Consider the following 16,985-nt stretch of genomic DNA (forward strand, 5'->3'; position numbering starts at 1 on the left):
ACCACGCCCACACTTTTTTCGCACCTGATCCGGAGAATATCGCCTGGACTGAAGTGGCTGCCGCGGCATCCGACGCGTCACCTCAGTTCGGCATGCACCGGCTTCGGGATGAACATCGAGAAGATCAGCGCACCGACCAGCACGACGGCTCCGGTGACCAATGCGGCGACGTATCCGGTTCCCGCTCCCGCCGACTCCGAGGCGAACGACGTCTGAGCGGCGTAGATGACGACGAAGCTCAGCCCGGCGCCGAGGTTGATGGCGCCGGTGTTCAGCCCGGGAAGCGACCCCGGGCGCTCCTTCGGCGAGAGCACGACGCCCAGGCCGTTGAGCATGATGTTCCCGATCCCGGCGTAGGTGATGCCGACGGCGACGGAGAGCAGCAGCAGAACGAGGCGTGAGGCGGTCTCGACGTTGGCGACCAGGAGCCCGAGCACCACGATGGTGCCGCCGAGGCCGATCCGCAGCATCGTCCGGTAGCCGACGGTGGCGGCGAGTCTGCCGCTGAGCGGACCCATCAGCAGGCCGGCGAGGGCATACGGCATGAGGATCCACAGCGACACCTCCTCGGCACTCATCCCGAGGTTCATCGAGGAGTCCTGCGCGAGAGCCGGCACGACGCCGTTCATGATCGCGAAGATCCCGGAGAGGGTGAGGAGTGAGGTGGCGCTCAACGCCCAGGTGGCGCGCTGCTTCAACTGAGGGATCGAGACGAGCGGGTGCTCGATCGTGGCCTCGAGCTTCCAGAAGGAGACGAACGAGACGACGGCGACCACGGCGAGGACGAGCACGAGGATCAGGTCCGCATCGGCGAGCTTCCCGAGCTCGTTCAGAGCGACGAGCATCGAACCGACGGAGACGACCAGCAGCAGCGACCCCCACCAGTCCATCCGCGGACGGTCTTCGGCCATCGTCTCGGGCGCGAGGAAGCGCACGACGAGAGCAGCACCGACGGCGACACCGCCCATGGTCCAGAAGATCGAGGCGAAGCCGTGGTTGGTCGCCAGATACCCGCCGAGCAGCGCGTCGCCCCCGGCGATCCCTCCGTTGACCGCGGTCACGACGCCGAGCAGGGTGCCGTAGACCTTCGGATCCGCGACGGCCGCGCGCAGCATGATCAGGCACAGCGGAACGACCGGGCCCGAGACTCCCTGAATGAGACGGCCGATGAAGAGCATCGGGACGTTGGTGGCGAGCGCCGCGACGACGCAGCCGACCGCCATCACGACGAGCATCCCGACGAGAACCCGTCGGCGACCGATCAGGTCGCCGAGACGGGGGAGGAAGAGAGTGAACAGCGCGGCAGCCGTGAAGAAGACGGTCTGGGTCGACGCGATCTCGGTGGCGGTCGCGTCGAGCTCACGCTCCATCGTGACCAGGGCCGGGCTCAGCATGCTGGCGTTGAGTTGGAACGCGAGGCATGCCGCGAGGAGTGCGATCATCAGCGAAACCACGCTGGAGCGGGTACGAACCGCATCGGTCTGGTTGTTCATTGCTCACTTCTTCGTGTCGAGTCGTCGGGTGTTCGCGTGCGTAATCCTTTACGCACGCCATATCTTTGAGTCGTGGTGCCGTCGGCACCGGGGATGAGGGTCGTGATGAAGAAGGCGTCCGTCACGCTGCACGAGGTCGCGGCCGCCGCCGGCGTGTCCATCGCGACGGTCTCGCGGGCCCTCAACGGCAAGGACCGCGTGTCGGGACGCACGGCCGAGCATGTCGCGCAGGTGGCCGAGCAGCTGGGCTACCGGGTCAACCTCATCGGACGCGGTCTGCGCGCCGGCACAGGCGCCACCATCGGCGTGATCGTCCCCGTCATCAGCAACCCCTTCTACGGTGAGCTCATACACCGCCTCGAGGACCATCTGCAGCGCCGCGGGTTCGACCTCGTCATCGCGGATTCGCACGGAGACGTCGACCGGGAACGCGATCGTCTGCGCATGCTGGTCGAACGGCGCGTGGAGGGCATCTTCGTGGTGCCGTCCGACGCCGAGCTCTCGTTCGAGGCGGTCGCCGACACCGCGCTGAGAGTTCCGCTCGTGCAGCTCGACCGGCGCGTGCTCGATCTTCCGGCCGACTTCGTCGGGGTCGACAACGACGCCGGGATCGACCTCGCCGTCGAGCACGTGACCTCCCGCGGCGCGAAGCGGGTCGTCCTCGTCTCGGGCAACGACATCACCTCGGTCGGTCGTGAGAGGCGGGCCGCCTTCGAGGCGACGGTGCGCACCCGGGCTCTGCCGCAGGAGGAGAACATCTTCGGCGAATACCTGCTGTCGTTCGGCGAGAGCGCCGCGGAAGCGCTGCTGGCCCGCGGTCCGCTTCCCGATGCGATCATCGCCGGAGACGACCTCGTCGCGGCCGGCGCGATCGCGGCGCTGAAACGTGCGGGGCGGAGTGTCCCGTCCGACGTGCAGGTCACCGGGTTCGACGGCACGATGCTCGCGGATGTCTGCGAGCCGCGGCTGACGACCGTGGTGCAGCCGTTCGACGAGCTGGCCCGCGAGGCGACGGAGGCGCTGGTGCGGCGGATGGAGGATCCCGACGCCCCGTACATCCTCAGCCGTCTGGCACCGAGTCTGCGCGTGGCCGAGTCGACGACCCCCGTCGCGCCGCGCTGAGCGTCAGGCCAGCGCGGCGACAGCATCCGTCACCAGATCCCAGAACTTCGGCACGTCGAGGGTGATCGCGACGTCGGTGTTCGGCTCCTTGCCCAGCATGTCGTGCAGGTCGACGCAGGTCGCACCGGCGGTGAACTCGCCGGTCGTCTCGATGTCGACGTGGCAGCGCTGGATCGTGGCGACGGCCCGATCGATCGCGATGGCGACGGTGATGGGATCGTGCAGCGGTCCTTCCGGCATCCCCTCGGCCTTCTCGTAGGTGCTGCAGAAGAAGCGCAGCAGCTCCACCCCGAATGCCGAGGTCTCGTTGCCGACCGCGCCGATGCGCTGGATGACGTCTTCGGTGATCAGCGCCTGGTGGGAGATGTTGAGCCCGACCATGGTGAGCGGAACGCCGGATGCGAACACCACGGCCGCGGCCTCGGGATCTGCCCAGGCGTTGAACTCCGGATACGCGCCGACATTGCCGCGGCCGGTCGAGCCGCCCATCCAGATGATCTCCTTGATCTGAGGGACGACCTCCGGATGCTGCTGCAGGAGGAGCGCGATGTTGGTGAGCGGGCCGGTGGGGATCACGGTGATCGGCTCCGGCGAGGCGGCGAGGGTGTCGGCGAGGAACTGCACGGCGTGGCGCGGGTCGAGGGGCACGGTCGGCTCGGGGAGGACCGGTCCGCCGAGCGCGTTCTCGCCGTGGATCCACGCGCCGGGGGTGAGTTCACGGACGAGGGGCTTGTCGGCACCGGCGGCGACCGGCACGTCCGTCACGCCGGCGACGGTGAGTGCGATCCGCGCATTCCGGGTGGTGTGCTCGAGGTAGCCGTTGCCGCCCACCGTCGTCACACCGCGCAGGTCGATGGCGTCGTTTCCGGCCGCGAGCCAGATGGCGAAGACGTCGTCGTGGCCGGGATCGCAGTCGAGAAGGACGGGAATTGTCATGGTGCTCCTTTGCAGATGTGCGTGCGTAAACGTTTACACTTTCTATCATGAACGTCAAGTCGACCGCGATCTCCGCGTTCCGATGCCTCCGCTCGATCCGAAAGCTGCTGCCATGACCTCTCCTGCTCTTCCGTCCGTCGTCGTCGTCGGCAGCGCGAACGTCGACGTCACCGCGTTCGTCGAACGACTCCCCACTGCCGGGGAGACCGTGGCGGGCGGGCGGCTCTCCCGCGACCTGGGTGGCAAGGGCGCGAACCAGGCTGTCGCCGCCGCGAAGTTGGGCGGAAACGTCCGGATGGTCGGCGCCGTCGGTGACGATGCCGACGGCTCCTGGACCCGGCAGGAGATGAAGCGGGCCGGCGTCGATGTCAGCGACCTGCGCACCGTGGATGACGCCACCGGCACCGCGCTCATCGTCGTCGATGCTGATGCCGAGAACCAGATCGCGGTCTGCCCCGGTGCCAACGACCACGTCTCGCTGGACGGCGTGACCTTCGGCTCAGACGAGGCCGTGCTCATGCAGCTGGAGATCTCACTCGCGGTGGTCGAAGAGGTCGTCGCCTCGGCGGAGGGATTCATCGCGCTCAACGCCGCGCCCGCCCAGCCGTTGCCCGAGGCTCTGCTGCGCCGGGTCGACCTGTTCATCGTGAACGAGACCGAGCGCGAGCTCATGCCCGAGCTGGCAGAGGCGGAGCTCGTCGCGGTCACCTACGGCGCGGCCGGCGCTGCGCTGTATCGCCGTGGCGAGGAGATCGCCCGAGCCGACGGCGTCCCCGCCGAGGCCGTCAACACCGTCGGTGCCGGTGACGCCTTCTGCGCGGCCCTCGTGCTCGCCCTGCGCGCCGGGCATGCACCGGCCGATGCACTGGCCGCCGCTTGTGCGGTGGGATCCGCGGCGGTGTCGCACCTGTCGTCCCAGCCGCCGTTCGAGCACCTGAGCCGGTATCTGACTGCGCGGTGAGGAGCGCGCGGATCACCGTTCGAGGCCCCACGGAGGCCTGTCGCCACAGCGGTATGGCCGCCATGATGGCAACATAACGACAGCTGCCGAGATCAACGTGACCGTGCCGCCCAGCGGCACCGGGTGTGTCGAGTGCAACGCGACCGACTCGTGGTGGTTCACCTGCGCCGGTGCGCTGCATGCGGGCGAACGGCTCCCCGCTGACTGGATGGACATCCTCGGCGGCGGCCGGGGCTGAGGGCTCGGCTCGCCTCGAGTGTCTGAGCGTGGTCAGCCATCTGTCGCGCCACCTGGGGGCGCCGACCCCCACCGGCACCCCCAGGGGTGGCTCCAGGCACACGCGCACCGGAGCCGATGGCAGGAAGAGGCCCACCCGGAGCGCGAGAAGCACTCCGTCACTAATGAAGGTACGGAACGGGAGCCTCGAGCGAAGCGAACGTCATCGGTTCTGCGGGGTGGATCCTGTTCGCACGACACCGACAGGGTGTATCTGCGGGGCGAATCGGACCACGTGCGCGTCGCCTACGCGTGCAGGCCCCCCGCGGCGGCGTAGTCGAGGGTGAGGTGCCGAAGCGACGGCTCGCCTCGGTGGACTGACGCCCGACCGAGCGCCTGGGACACTTCGTAAGACGCGAGAGTTCCCGCGAGCTGAGTCGCGGGCCACGATGGCGCAGCACGGCTACGGGGCGATTCGACTCGCTCGCGAATGGAATCCGTCAGGCACGAACGGCAGCTGTGTGGCCCGGGCTCGTAGGTGACGCAGGTGATGAGAGGGCCATCGACGGTGCAGTCAATCCATGGCGTCCCGGTGTACGACGATTCCGCGGCGATCCAGTAGGGCATGAGATCGTCCATCGGAGCCGTCGTCACGAAGAGATCGGTCGCTCGCAGCACATCAGATATCTGGAATACGCAATCGATGTCACCCGTGAGTACTGAGATGTCGCACCACGAGTTCAGAGGTCGGAGCCGGTCGAGCATGACGTGCGTCTTCATCTTTCCGAGGTCACTCGCCTCGAAGATGTCACGGTCACCCATGTCCGAGGCGGTTACCCGACCACCGTCGATGAGGTGCAGGCTCCGTACTCCGCGAGCGGCAAGTCGGGCGGCGAGGACGCCCCCAACGCCTCCGACGCCGAGGATGGTCACATGCGCATTGCGAAGCAACAGCGCAGTGGGCTCAGCCGCCCTGTCCCGGTCATCGCTGCGACGGGCCTTTTCAGCGCCCTCGTGAGATTCGGAGATCAAAACTGCACCACGCCCAGAGACCGCTGGAAGGGCCAACTGAATCGCCCGTACGGCGTACTCGCGGGAATCACTGCCGCCGGCATTTCAGCGGCGACACCGACGACTAGCGGGTCACGCATCGCGATCTGGATCACCGGTGGGCTCACCTGTCCCCATGGAGGAGCGACACGGAAATCACCGAATGAACCGTCGGGATGGTGCAGCCGCACCATGAATGCGGAAGCTTCCTCGGGCGCCATGAGTCGTACCTCAACCGTGGCGCTCCCGCACGGCCGGCGGACCGCAGGAGCTACAACGAACATCACTTGAGGAACAGCTCCGGCACGCAGGTCCACGAGACCCCTGTACCCGTCCGTGCCAGCAGGTACCGCGCGCATGTTCGGGGTGAAAGCGGGGCATGAAGCGAATGCCTTCACCAGGTCGACAGCGCCGATCGACCAGTCGCCGTGATCGAAGCCCTGTTGATCTAAGAACACGTAGGGGAATGAGAGTGCCTCCGCTCTCGAAATCACAACGTCTCGGTTGCCGCGGTTGGAAATGAGGATGAGCAGGGCGCTATGCGTTCCCCCCACAGACTCGACCGCACCGGTCACCCTCAGGTGCTCTCGAGCCTCCTCGGCCATCGAGCGGGTACGGGTGCGTCGCGTGTGAGAGACGGCGCCGGCCTGACGGTCTGCAGATATGTCAGCGCTGGCCGGCCTGCTACCGCGGCTCGTCCCGCGCGCGCGGTCATCGAGAGGAGAATCTGACATTCCCTCAAGTTAGGTCGCCTCGAACACCCCACCTGCGTCATGAACGTCGATCTACGCGCAGGTGCGCGCAACCTACGCGCCGGCGTCAGCGTGAGCAGTCGAACCCCACACGGATCCGCGTGGACGGCACCCCCTCTGCCGTCACTGTCACGGCCGTCACTCATTCCGGCGCTCGGTCGCCGAACCCGGGGGAGCGCGTGGGTCAGAAGATGAGAACCGCGCACGCCCGTGCTCCACCCGGATGGAGGCCATGCCACGTGAGGGGCCGCGTAGTGCACTCGAAAGGGCACGTAGTTCACCGGACTGCACCCCTGAGATTCGCCGCGCTGATCTAGCGGCGCGACTGCCAAAAGTAGCCTTTATTTAGCGAGGTCCCCACCTCGCTTGGGTTGGGCCCACTCGCGGAATCGTATCCCCAATGCGACCCGCACCGGGTGCCAGTTGATCGACTGGCACCCCCTTCTCCTCCCCGTCGTTGCGACTCCATCTCCCGTGCCACCGCGCCGACTAATCCCAGAGGCCCACATGAACAGGCCACCGCAATTGCTTCACGCTCCGAGCCAGCGGTCCCTCGAGTCGACTGCCCGTGAGCTCGTGGTCACCGGGTGCGGCCGGGTGTATTCGTTCCCCGAGTCGCTCCCTCAGAGCTCACGTGCGGCAGGCCTGAACCACTACGACCATCGCTTCGGATACGTCGAACCGAGCGACGACCAGTGGCAGGCGCGAGACCTCCGCACTCACCCGCTCGGAGCGCCGCAGTCGTCGCGCGTGGCTGCGATCCGGACTGTGATTCTGCAGGCAGGTCTGGGTGGGGATGCGGCAACTTTCTCGCGCGGAGCGTCTACACCGACCGGCGTCCATGTGCGGTCGGCACGGCGGCCACAGGACCCCGTCGTGGAGGTCTACCTATCTGTGGACTCCCGCCTGCATGTGGTCGGTGGCTCCGTGCACCCGACAGCCCAGTTCGTCGGCAGCATCTGGCCCACTCGCCTGCGTTTCGCATCCCTTGCGCCAGAGGATCACTGCCAGGACACGGTCCTTCACCGTGCGCGGAACGCCGCGATCACTCATCTCATCGAGAACGCCGGATACGAACGTGTGCCGTCGACCGGTCGACCTGCTGGGACGCCTCGTCACCCCTGAGTCTCGTGCGGCAGGGACTCTGATGGTCGCCGTGAGGGTAGCCGCGCACAGGTCGAGAACAGGCGGGAACGGGGTGGCGTCCCCCCGAACCTGAACGCCACCCCGATGCCAGCAATTTCCCGATTCCTGGCTGTGTCAGCCTACGGACGCGGCACAACGCGATCAGCGGGTTCGAGCGTTCTACGCGTGACGCTTGCCCATGACCGCGACCCAGTGAACTAAGTGCGTGAGGGATGCTATCGACGTGCGCGTTCGACATCTCCGGCCGCGCCGAAGGACGCGATCTCGTCCCTGTTCACGGCACCGGTCTTACGGCGAATGTTCCGCATGTGGGTTTCGATAGTGCGCACGCTGATCCCGTGACGGGCAGCGATGTCGATGTTGGACCGGCCGGCGGAGACATCGTCGATGATCTCTCTCTCCCGCGCGGTGAGGCCCCAACTGGACTCCGCACGGCTCGCCCCCCGCACAGTCACGGCTCCCTCCAGACTCATGAGCGCCCGAATCTCCGAACGGACGTCGGATGCCTCATCCAACTTTCCCTGGTCGCGATACAACGTCGCCGTGTATGTGAGGTGCTTGAGGGCTTCGTCGGTCGCGTTCTGCTCGCGGAGCAACCGCGCCGCAGCGCGTAGAGCAACGGGATCCTCCTGCTGGCTCGCTTCCCGAGCATCCAGGTAACCAGTGAACAGTGCCCCACCCATCCGGTTCGCAGCGGGTCGGAACTCCGTTGCCGTGGCAGCGTCGAAGTCGGTGAGAATCCCCAGCAGGCGAGCACCGTCGGATGCCAGCACAAAGCCGCGGCCGTCCAGGTCGTCAGCGATAGCGAAGTAGTGCCGTGCAGCCGACGCGAGCTCACCCTCCGCGGCGATGGTCGCTGCTTCAATCATTCCGGGAGTGCCGAGAGGGAGAGCATCGCTGCGTCCGAGATAGCGCTCACCGCGCTCGAGGAATGCTTCGGCGGCCAGCGTCCGCCCCGTGCGCGTGGCAGCCATGGCGAGTGTGAGCATCAACGCTCGATCCGGCGCGAACAGCAGACGCGCCGCGCTCACACCGGCACTCGTCACGATGTTTCCGGCCTCAGATGCGTCATCGAATCGCCCCAGCGACAACAGGGAGAGCGCTGCGACATAGCTATGCGCCGCCAGGGCCGGTCGGTCTCCGTCGTTGACCGCGACGGCGACGTGTGCCGAAGCCCATTCGACGGCCTCGGCGGGCTTGCCAGAGGAGAACAGCGCCAAGCCGTGCATCATGTCCGCGAACCGCTGGATGAACGGGGACGACACCCCCTCCAGCAGCGGTATGGCCTCGTCACCGTGACCGGCGAAAACGTGCAGCGCGGCAAGGACCACTCGCGCAACTTCGCCATCGAGTCCCGCTGCGTCGACGGAGTCTTCAAGCTTCGCGGCGTAGTCGTCCGGGATCCCTGTCCGCTCCATCTCGAGGGCTGTGAGTAAGCCGCTCAACGCCTTGCGGTGCGGGAAATCCGGACGCGGTGTCATCACCGCGGCGACTTCCGAGAACGGACGTTCGTTGACGGTCAACCATCGCGCGTGCAGAAAGCGGAACTCCAGTTCCGCTTCGGGACTCGCGTCGCGAACCTCGGTATGCTCGACCACCTGCCACAGCTGGTCGTCAAATGTGGTCCCCGTCAGTTGCAAGCCGAGCACGCGAGCAGCAGCTGCGACCGTCGGATTCATCTCCCAGTCATGCCAGGCGAGCGCCAGATCCACTGCGTACGCTTCGGAAAACATGCGCGCGACAAGCGGCAGCTCGGGTTGCCCGATTGTGGACATAAGGGTGCGTTGCGTCGGAATCGCCGGAACAGGCGTCTGCACGCTGCGGCCGAGCGTGTCTTCGATGTGGCTGAGCAGACGGAGGCGATGCGACGAAAGGGGAAGATTGCGAAAGTAGTCGCCGATCCCCGGCGGATTCACCGTGATCATGTGGCGGTCTCCTGCCGCGAACAGTTTGGCGAGACCATGCCCTTCGACGAGCTCGACCATGGGTTGCCCGACCAACTCAGCTGCCTGAGGCACGGGTACCGCTCCCACAAGTGCGAGCACTTCGAGTGCCTCGCGAATGTCGTTCGGGTAGCTGAACAACAGGGCCTCGTAGGCGCCGTTCAAGTCCTCCGACCAGAGGTCGGGCTCATCCCGCCAGACGGCACCATGGACGCGAAGTTGTCCCGAGCTCACAGCCGCATCGGCAATTGCGAGGGCGAACCCTGGAATACCGCCAGATTTGGTGTGGATACGGCCGCTCGCGGACGGCGCCACTGGGCCAGCCAACCGATCCTCGAGAAGCCGCTGCACATCTTCAAGCGTCAGCTCGTGCAGCGCGATCTTCACCACGGGGTGAGCGATCTTAATCAGGAGATGATCCGCCGGCGCGACACCCGCGCGTTGCAGCGTCACTGCCACCATCGGGGTACCTGCCCGCTTGTGCACCGTTTCCAGCACTGCCCATGATGCGTCGTCGAGAAGGTCACCGTCGTCCAGAATCACGACCGACGGCCCCTCGCCCGCCAACGCAACGAACCGATTGATGAGACCGCTGGCGCTCATCGTCTCCGCGCGCGGCGGCCCCGGCGCCACCGGTAGTGCAACCCGGATGGCCTCGAGCGGCAGGCCATTGCCGATGCCCCGAACGGTGATCACGGTAAGGCCGATACTGGAAAGCGCCTGGTGTGCCCGCCGCAACAACTCTGTGCGCCCGGACCAGCGCGTCCCGACGATCTCAACGGAACTGCCTTCGGTGACGAGGCGGACAATGCGTTGCACTTGATTCAGCCGTGCCGACACCGTTGCCACCTTCCCGCCCAGAGCGTAGTAGTTGGACTCATGATCCGGTGCCGACAGCGCCGGGCGCAAGGTGCGAGACAATATTCCCCCTCTTCGTGGATACTGCGTTCTGCGTGACCCGCGGGGCCGAGGTAACCAGGGCCACCGTGTGGATCGACGATTCCTCCGTGGACTGGCTATGTCGTCGTTGCGTTCTCCGCGGGCTCCATGCGGTACCGGTTGTCGGACGCAGCGGCTGGTCGACGCACGACCCCCAGGATCACCATGAACACCAGCAGGCCGAAGCCGACGGCGACGACGGTGCCGGCGGTTAGTGGCCGTGCGGTGAACATCACGACGACGCCGCAGAACAGCGCTACGGCGAGGGCTGCGACGCGATACCGGTCCACGATCTGTCCGAACCGCCCGGTGGAGATTCCGCGGGCGTCGCCTCTTTCCCGAAGCGAGGTGAATCCGCGCTCAACGGTGTTGCGCACTCGCACCGCTAAGAGTGACGGCCCGGTGAACCAGGCGGTCATGGCGAGCGAAGCTCCGAGCAGTATCAGTGCGCCTGAGGCCCCGAGCAGGGACCCTGTGAGCTGCGCGTACGCGACCTGCGCTGCATTCACGGTCGTCGGGTTGGCGCCCAGAGAACTGGCGAAGGCGGTCCCTGCGACGGCTATGCCGACGGAGAGGAGTGCGAACGTCGCGGCGAAGGCGGTACCCGCTGCCAGCATCGCGCGGGGCCTTCGCACGGCGACGAGAAGGCCACCTACGAGCATCCCGATGACGACGAACGGCAACCACAAACCGGCGACCAAGACCACCCGATATATCGTTCGCGCCTCAACCAGCGACTCGACGTGTGCCACGGGTATGGATCTGTCGATGGACGGGATGAGTTCCGCGACGCCTATGCCCCGCTCCAAGAGATTCGTTCTCACGCGATCTGCAATGAGCCCGAGGTCGACCGAGAGGAGTCCATCGTCGGCTATCTGCAACACGGACTCGGTGTCATCGTCGAGTACGGCGATCCCGCGCGTATGACCGAAGCGGAGCGAGTGTTCCCAGATGGTGCTGAACTGGTCGGAGGCAACGAGATCTTCGACGGCTGTATCTACCAGGGACGCGAGACCGGCGCCCGCCGAGCGCTCGAGCATAGAGAGCGCTACAGCCGAGCGCGGCGATGGCTCGAGTGAACGGAGCCTGTCGAATGCTGGGGCCAGGACAGCAGCGAAGTCCACGCGCTCATGGATAGCGGCGCTCACTTCCTCCGTGATGAACCGCTGCACTGCCGGATGCTCCGACAGGGGTGCGAACGTCGCCACGAAGCTGTCGGTGTCGACGAGTTGCACACGTGCCCATGCTCCGACAGCGGCGAGAGGGGCCGTGACAAGCGCGAGCACAATGAGGATGCCGGCGATGACGCTGCGGCCCGTGTGTCCACGCGCGTGGCGAGCGGTCTGGTTCGTCTGTTCAAGCGCGTCTACTCGTGCGCGCAAATCGTCCAGCTCACTCATGCCTTCTGCCTCGAGTCGAAGGCTCACGAGACGGGTTCATGCTCCGCAGTGCGACTGTCGGCGGAAGACGCGCCATCGTCAATCGCTTCGTCGCGGCCTTTGAGCTTGGCGGGGTCGAGGATCGCGAGCGCGATGATCGCGAGCAGGATTGCCCCACCGATGAGCATTCCCGCCCCGGTCTGCAGGAACGCTGCCGCATGACCCAGACCGGGGATGGAGGCGAGGTATGCACCGACCGTCGCCGGTGTGTATGCGACGGGATCAGCGAGCGTGTTCGCGTCGCCCTTGAGCGTGAGAGTGATGACGCCGTCGATGGTTTCCACGGTCTCGACACGGTGGGTGACGAGACCGTGACCATCCGTGCGCTCCACGGTCACGATGTCGCCCACAGCGACCTCGCCCACGGGGCGTTCCACGGTGAGCAGTAGTGATCCTGTAGCGATCTGAGGTTCCATCGATCCGGAGACCACGATGAGCGGACTCACCTTGAAGAGAACGCCCGCCAGAACAACGACGATGCAGGCAGCGCCGATGATGGCGCCGATAGTGAGGAGTATGGATCGGGTTCGGCTGTAGATGGTGTGCAACATGGTGGCTCGCTTCGGGTCGCGGGACGGATCAGGGGGCAGCGCTGGTGCTGTGCAGGGAGATTCCGATTGCTGAACGCCCGGTGACGTAGTCAGCTGTTTCGGGATAGTTGGCGTATTGGATCTCAATCGTCAAAGTCGTAACGCTTTCGTCGGCTCCGCCTTCGAAGGTGTCCCCGGGCTCAAGCTCCTCGTCGCCGCGCGGGGCGAGCTCCGGAAGCACGATCCCTGCCTGCGCGATGGGCGCCGCACGAAGAAGCACGGTGCCTGCAGCGTCCTTGATGGTGAATCGAAGGAACTGAGTGATGTTGGGGCGCGTCTGCCCATCGATGGTGACGGAGCCGTCTCCGATGGGCGCGATGTGTAGATCCGTGCTGTTGGCGAGGCGTTCGGAGTTGTTGAACACGGTGAGTGTCGCGGTCGCGGTTCCCCCGGGGATGAGCTCGGAACCATGCTCGAAGCGCAGGGGAAGCGGGCTGTCCTCGGTCGCGGCAGCCACGACACCATCACGGTCGACCACCCCAACACCGAAGTTCGGGACCGCCACGCTACTCAGGTTCACGTTCGCTTCGTCCGTTTGGGCGGCCGTCGTGAACGACGCGGTGACCATGACAGCAGCGGTGAGCGTCAACGCCCCTAAGGCGGCGATGACCGCCGTGAGATGCTGCTTCTGTCGCTTCTTTGCCAGGCGGTTTGCGGCCCGCCCGCCGGGAGCGGTCACGACAGCATCCATCCGACAGATCCGTCCTTGAAGAGCACGAGCGCCGCACCGTACGACGTCAACAGATCGCTGACGTTCCCGCGCATAGCGAACTCCCTGCCTGCGAGGTTCGTGTTGGCTTCCGTCGCCGGTTCTCTCAGCTCTCTGACGTATGCCCTGCCCACGTACGAGCTGAACGCCACGCCAGTCTTCCTGTCGACGGCGATCACCGGCGCAGGTCCCTGGATGACATATTGGTATCCACTGACCTGAAGATCTTCGCCGGAGAGCCGCTCGACGTAGTGGTCCCGGACCCTAAAAGCGTGCTCTGTCGCGGTCCCTTCGATTTGATCCGCAGGACCAACCCAGAAATCTGGCGACTCCGGGCAGGAGTATGTCCCACCCTTGGTGCCGACCATGAGCCGCTGCCCATAGCCTGCTTGGTAGCCAAGGAACGAGATATCGGTAATGTCCGAAGCGGGGAGGAAGCACAGGTACTTGGACTTCACCCCCGAGTACGAGATGTGCCGCCACTCGACGCCCACCGAAGAATTTTCGCGAAGAATCAAAATCGCGATGTACGAGTTCATCACGTCGAGTGCCAGCACCCGGGCGTCGGCAGTCATGATCAAGGGCTCTTCGACACTGAGCGTTAGAGCGCCGGTGGGGCCGACGACGAAGGATAGAAGCCATGTAACGTCAAACTGGCTGCCGGCGCGAATGACCGCAACAAGCTTCCGCTGACGGGTCTCCATCGCAAGGTGGTGGACTCGATAGGTGGCAGTGATTCCCGGAAGTGCCTGCTGTTGCGGAGTGGCCCCGGGCGAGGCTGCCACGTAGATGCCGCCTGCTTGGTAGTCGCCACCTTCGCTGGCGATCATGTAGGTCCGGCCCGAGGTGTCGTCATAGGCGGCGTCGACAATCGTCTTGCCCGCGACGCGCGATGTCGGAATCTGCCAGGAGACATCCACATCGTTTTCGAGGTCGGCAGTCGCGGGCATCGCGCGGTATGCAGCAGCAGTTGAGGTGGCAATGACCGCGGACATCAGTAGAGTCGTGACTCCGGCGATGAGGGTGAGTGCGCGTTTTGACGCACGACGACGCGTAGTCATCAGTGGGCCCCTCCCTTCCATGGTTCGTCTTCTGGTTCTTCGGTCTGAGAGCGTTTGCGCCGTCCGGCGAGGAGGACTCCGATGGCCAGGGCGCCGACGGCGGCTGCGAGCAACAACCACGCAAAGTTGAGCCCGGTTGCTGCGAGCTCACCGTCATCCATGTCGTCGGGGTTCATCACTGTCAGCGCGACGGTCAAGGACTGTGAGCGTCCTTGCGCGTCGTTGCCAACGTCGCGCGGCATCGACACGCGGCCTGTGTACACAACGTCGGTGTTGGCGGGCACGTGGCCGATGGTGCGGGGAGTGTCGTCGAGATCAGCCAAAGCGACCGGGCCGAGCACGGTGCGCCCGCTGTCGTCGAATATCTCCACGATGAGCGGGAGCGGTTCCTCGGCTTCCTGCCGAACCTGGAACCAGACTTCAGTGCTGTAGGCCGAGCCGTTGGAGAAGGGCATCGCCCAGGCGGCGTCGTGGCCGGGCGCGGGAACGGCGATGGAGATATCGGTGGGGGCAGAGACCGCTGCGGCAGCGGAGCTAGCTCCACCCGCGAGAGCGAGCGCGATGGCCGCGACTGCGAGGATGCGGACGCTCGATGCGCCCAGAGTGGTCGTGGCTCTCATCGTCCTTCAATCTGTGTCGTCGAGCCTTCGAAGTTCAGCGTGATGCTGACCTTCGAGTCTTGATAGGTGTACGGGGTGAGCGGGTCGACGGTGACGGCAAACGTGAAGTCTTGACCACACCCCGGGTGTGAGCCGACTGCGTGACATACGTTGAAGCTGCGATACGTGTAGGCGTTGAACTGCGCCGCCGACATGTTGTCGACGACCCGGCCATCGGGAAACACGACAGTGAAACGAAGCCACGGCGTTACATCGGCGCTTCCTGGCGCAGCAACCGCAGAGATGGTCGGGGTGATAGCCAACGCGTAGGGAGCGCTGGCGCGCGGCGCGACGGCGATTCGACCCACGAAGGAGTTGTCTCGGTCCGCACTGATCGGAACATCGGAGACTACGGTCGTCCAGTGATTTCTTCCGCTCGGCTGCGGGCCGAGTACGTCGTCGTTTCCGGCGTCGGATAGCCAGATCGCGGGCACACTGTCGTATCCGATGCCATCGTCGGCCGGTCGGTCATCTCCTGAGACGCTGACCCATGCGACGTCGGTGAAGGACGCGGCGGTTGCTCCCACGGCCAGCAACAGCAGGCTGCCTGTGGCGAGGATCGCACGGAGGCGGCCGGTGCGGGGGCGGTCCTTGGCGGGGGTCACAGGTTCGTTCCTTCGAACTGGATCCGGATCCGAGTGCTCTGGGAGTCCCACTCGGCTGGGAGGTCGGCGGGGAGTGTGACGCGGACGGTGAGGATACGGACCTCTCCCTGCCCAAACTCCGACCATGTGTGCGAGAACGTGTCGATAGGACCATCGAGGAGGATCTGTTGGCGGTCCCCCACCGTGAAGTGAAGCTGCTGGAAGAACGTCGGCTCTGCATCGGTGGTCGCGTCTGCGTCGTTGATCCGCAGCGTGAGGTCGCCGTCCAGCGGACCGTCGTTCTTCACCGCGACAGCGAAGTCGATGTACTCCCCGCGTTGCAGCGTGTCCGCACCTTCCAGGTCGAGAACGATGGGTTCGGTAGCGGCGTCACGCCAATCCGAGGCCAGTGGCACCCAGTCGGGTTCGGCCGAGGCAGCGGCGACCAGATCGAATCGATTGTTCGAGCCGTCAAGGACGACACGATGCTCAACGGTCGTGAGGAGCGCTGCGGTGACCATCGCGACTGCGAGGGCAAGCGCCCCGGCGGCAGCGAGTACCGGCCGCAGGTCGGCCTTGAGGATGCTCACGGCTTGTGCTCCTTCTGCTGGTGTGGGTGCGGGATGTCCCGCGGATGACGATCTGTGGCTCGGCATCCGCGGGACCTGCTGACGGTGTCGGCTCGCGTGTTACGCGTTCACGGACACTGCGTCGATGACGAACCGCAGGTCGGTGGACTGGCCCTGAAGGTGCGACTCAACGAGGTTCGGGAGGCCGACGGTCACGGTGAACGTGCCGTCCACGCCGGCGTCGATGACCTCAGCCAGTGCGGCGTTGGCCTCGTCGATGTTGACCCGCTCGAACAGCACCTCGGTGCCGTTCGCGTCGGTGAACGATGCCGTGAACAGCAGAGCAGCGGCGACCGGCGAGGGCTCACCGATCTCCTTGATGTTGACGGAGAGCTGCGCACCGAGGGTTTCGCTTTCGTTGCGGACCGGGATTTCGACGCTGGCGCTCTCGTTCGGCCCGAGGATGTCCGCGCCGGGGAGGTTGTAGGAAATGCCTTCAGCGCTGGCGGCGGACACCCAGCCCTCGTCGCCGACAGGCGTGATGACGTTGCCGTCCTCGTCAACGTCGGCGACCTTCAGAGCGAAGGCCGAGATTTCGCCCACGCCCACGCCGCTGCCGGCGCCGAGGTTGATGTTGGCGACGTCGGTGAACGCTGCTGCGGTCAGCAGTGCGGCTGCGGCGAGGATGCTGCCGCCAGTGATGTACAGGCGCTTCCGGCCCGACTTTTTCTGGGCGGGGATCTCTTCAATGTTTGTGGACACGATGCGACTCGATTCGTTCTAGGCTTTACTTGGACACCTTCGGATCTGGTGCCA

15 protein-coding genes and 1 pseudogene are annotated in these 16,985 nt (G+C 65.6%); 3 read left to right on the top strand and 13 right to left on the bottom strand.

Going from position 1 to position 16,985, the window contains the following annotated elements:
- Positions 1–77: 77 nt before the first annotated feature.
- Positions 78–1,493, bottom strand: coding sequence for a uridine transporter UriT (gene uriT, locus HCX50_RS03975; protein ID WP_167633092.1), 1,416 nt, complete (start codon positions 1,491–1,493; stop codon positions 78–80).
- Positions 1,494–1,598: 105 nt separating this feature from the next.
- On the opposite strand from uriT, the gene HCX50_RS03980 reads away from it, so the two are divergent.
- Positions 1,599–2,615 (top strand): LacI family DNA-binding transcriptional regulator, encoded by a 1,017-nt coding sequence (locus HCX50_RS03980; RefSeq protein WP_167633093.1) that lies wholly within the window; start codon positions 1,599–1,601, stop codon positions 2,613–2,615.
- Positions 2,616–2,618: 3 nt separating this feature from the next.
- Here HCX50_RS03980 and HCX50_RS03985 read toward each other — a convergent pair whose 3' ends face one another.
- Complete coding sequence (locus tag HCX50_RS03985) at positions 2,619–3,551, bottom strand: nucleoside hydrolase (RefSeq protein WP_167633094.1); 933 nt, start codon at positions 3,549–3,551, stop codon at positions 2,619–2,621.
- Positions 3,552–3,663: 112 nt separating this feature from the next.
- Here HCX50_RS03985 and HCX50_RS03990 point away from each other — a divergent pair, with 112 nt between their 5' ends.
- Both HCX50_RS03990 and HCX50_RS20255 read left to right on the top strand, forming a co-directional pair.
- Positions 3,664–4,512: a ribokinase gene (locus HCX50_RS03990; RefSeq protein ID WP_167633095.1), complete on the top strand. Its 849-nt coding sequence runs from the start codon at positions 3,664–3,666 to the stop codon at positions 4,510–4,512.
- A gap of 73 nt (positions 4,513–4,585) precedes the next feature.
- A pseudogene (locus tag HCX50_RS20255) lies at positions 4,586–4,698 on the top strand (UBP-type zinc finger domain-containing protein); the annotation flags it as partial.
- Positions 4,699–5,034: 336 nt separating this feature from the next.
- Here the strand turns inward: HCX50_RS20255 and HCX50_RS20260 are convergent.
- The 11 genes from HCX50_RS20260 to HCX50_RS04050 form a co-directional block, all read right to left on the bottom strand.
- Entirely contained in the window at positions 5,035–5,796 is a 762-nt protein-coding gene (locus HCX50_RS20260) for a ThiF family adenylyltransferase (RefSeq protein WP_167633096.1), read from the bottom strand.
- Positions 5,757–5,999 (bottom strand): hypothetical protein, encoded by a 243-nt coding sequence (locus tag HCX50_RS04005; RefSeq protein WP_167632977.1) that lies wholly within the window; start codon positions 5,997–5,999, stop codon positions 5,757–5,759. The genes HCX50_RS20260 and HCX50_RS04005 overlap by 40 nt, the downstream gene beginning before the upstream one ends.
- A 1,892-nt stretch (positions 6,000–7,891) precedes the next feature.
- A complete protein-coding gene (locus HCX50_RS20150) occupies positions 7,892–10,459 on the bottom strand; it encodes a LuxR C-terminal-related transcriptional regulator (RefSeq protein ID WP_167633097.1) in 2,568 nt (855 codons plus the stop codon).
- A 176-nt stretch (positions 10,460–10,635) separates the two neighbouring features.
- On the bottom strand, positions 10,636–11,958 hold the full coding sequence (locus HCX50_RS04015) for a hypothetical protein (RefSeq protein WP_167633098.1): 1,323 nt from the start codon (positions 11,956–11,958) through the stop codon (positions 10,636–10,638).
- 23 nt (positions 11,959–11,981) lie between these two features.
- Positions 11,982–12,548, bottom strand: a complete 567-nt coding sequence (locus HCX50_RS04020) for a signal peptidase I (RefSeq protein ID WP_167633099.1) — start codon at positions 12,546–12,548, stop codon at positions 11,982–11,984.
- 28 nt (positions 12,549–12,576) lie between these two features.
- Complete coding sequence (locus HCX50_RS04025; protein ID WP_167633100.1) at positions 12,577–13,266, bottom strand: hypothetical protein; 690 nt, start codon at positions 13,264–13,266, stop codon at positions 12,577–12,579.
- Positions 13,263–14,291, bottom strand: coding sequence for a hypothetical protein (locus HCX50_RS04030; protein ID WP_167633101.1), 1,029 nt, complete (start codon positions 14,289–14,291; stop codon positions 13,263–13,265). Before HCX50_RS04030 ends, HCX50_RS04025 begins: the two co-directional genes overlap by 4 nt.
- A gap of 65 nt (positions 14,292–14,356) precedes the next feature.
- Complete coding sequence (locus tag HCX50_RS04035; RefSeq protein WP_167633102.1) at positions 14,357–14,977, bottom strand: hypothetical protein; 621 nt, start codon at positions 14,975–14,977, stop codon at positions 14,357–14,359.
- A complete protein-coding gene (locus HCX50_RS04040) occupies positions 14,974–15,621 on the bottom strand; it encodes a hypothetical protein (RefSeq protein WP_167633103.1) in 648 nt (215 codons plus the stop codon). Before HCX50_RS04040 ends, HCX50_RS04035 begins: the two co-directional genes overlap by 4 nt.
- Positions 15,618–16,190, bottom strand: coding sequence for a hypothetical protein (locus HCX50_RS04045; RefSeq protein WP_167633104.1), 573 nt, complete (start codon positions 16,188–16,190; stop codon positions 15,618–15,620). Before HCX50_RS04045 ends, HCX50_RS04040 begins: the two co-directional genes overlap by 4 nt.
- Before the next feature lie 99 nt (positions 16,191–16,289).
- Complete coding sequence (locus HCX50_RS04050; RefSeq protein ID WP_167633105.1) at positions 16,290–16,931, bottom strand: hypothetical protein; 642 nt, start codon at positions 16,929–16,931, stop codon at positions 16,290–16,292.
- Positions 16,932–16,985 lie beyond the last annotated feature (54 nt).

The sequence above is a fragment of the Microbacterium sp. B19(2022) genome (assembly GCF_012030385.1).
Lineage (GTDB): Bacteria > Actinomycetota > Actinomycetes > Actinomycetales > Microbacteriaceae > Microbacterium > Microbacterium oxydans_B.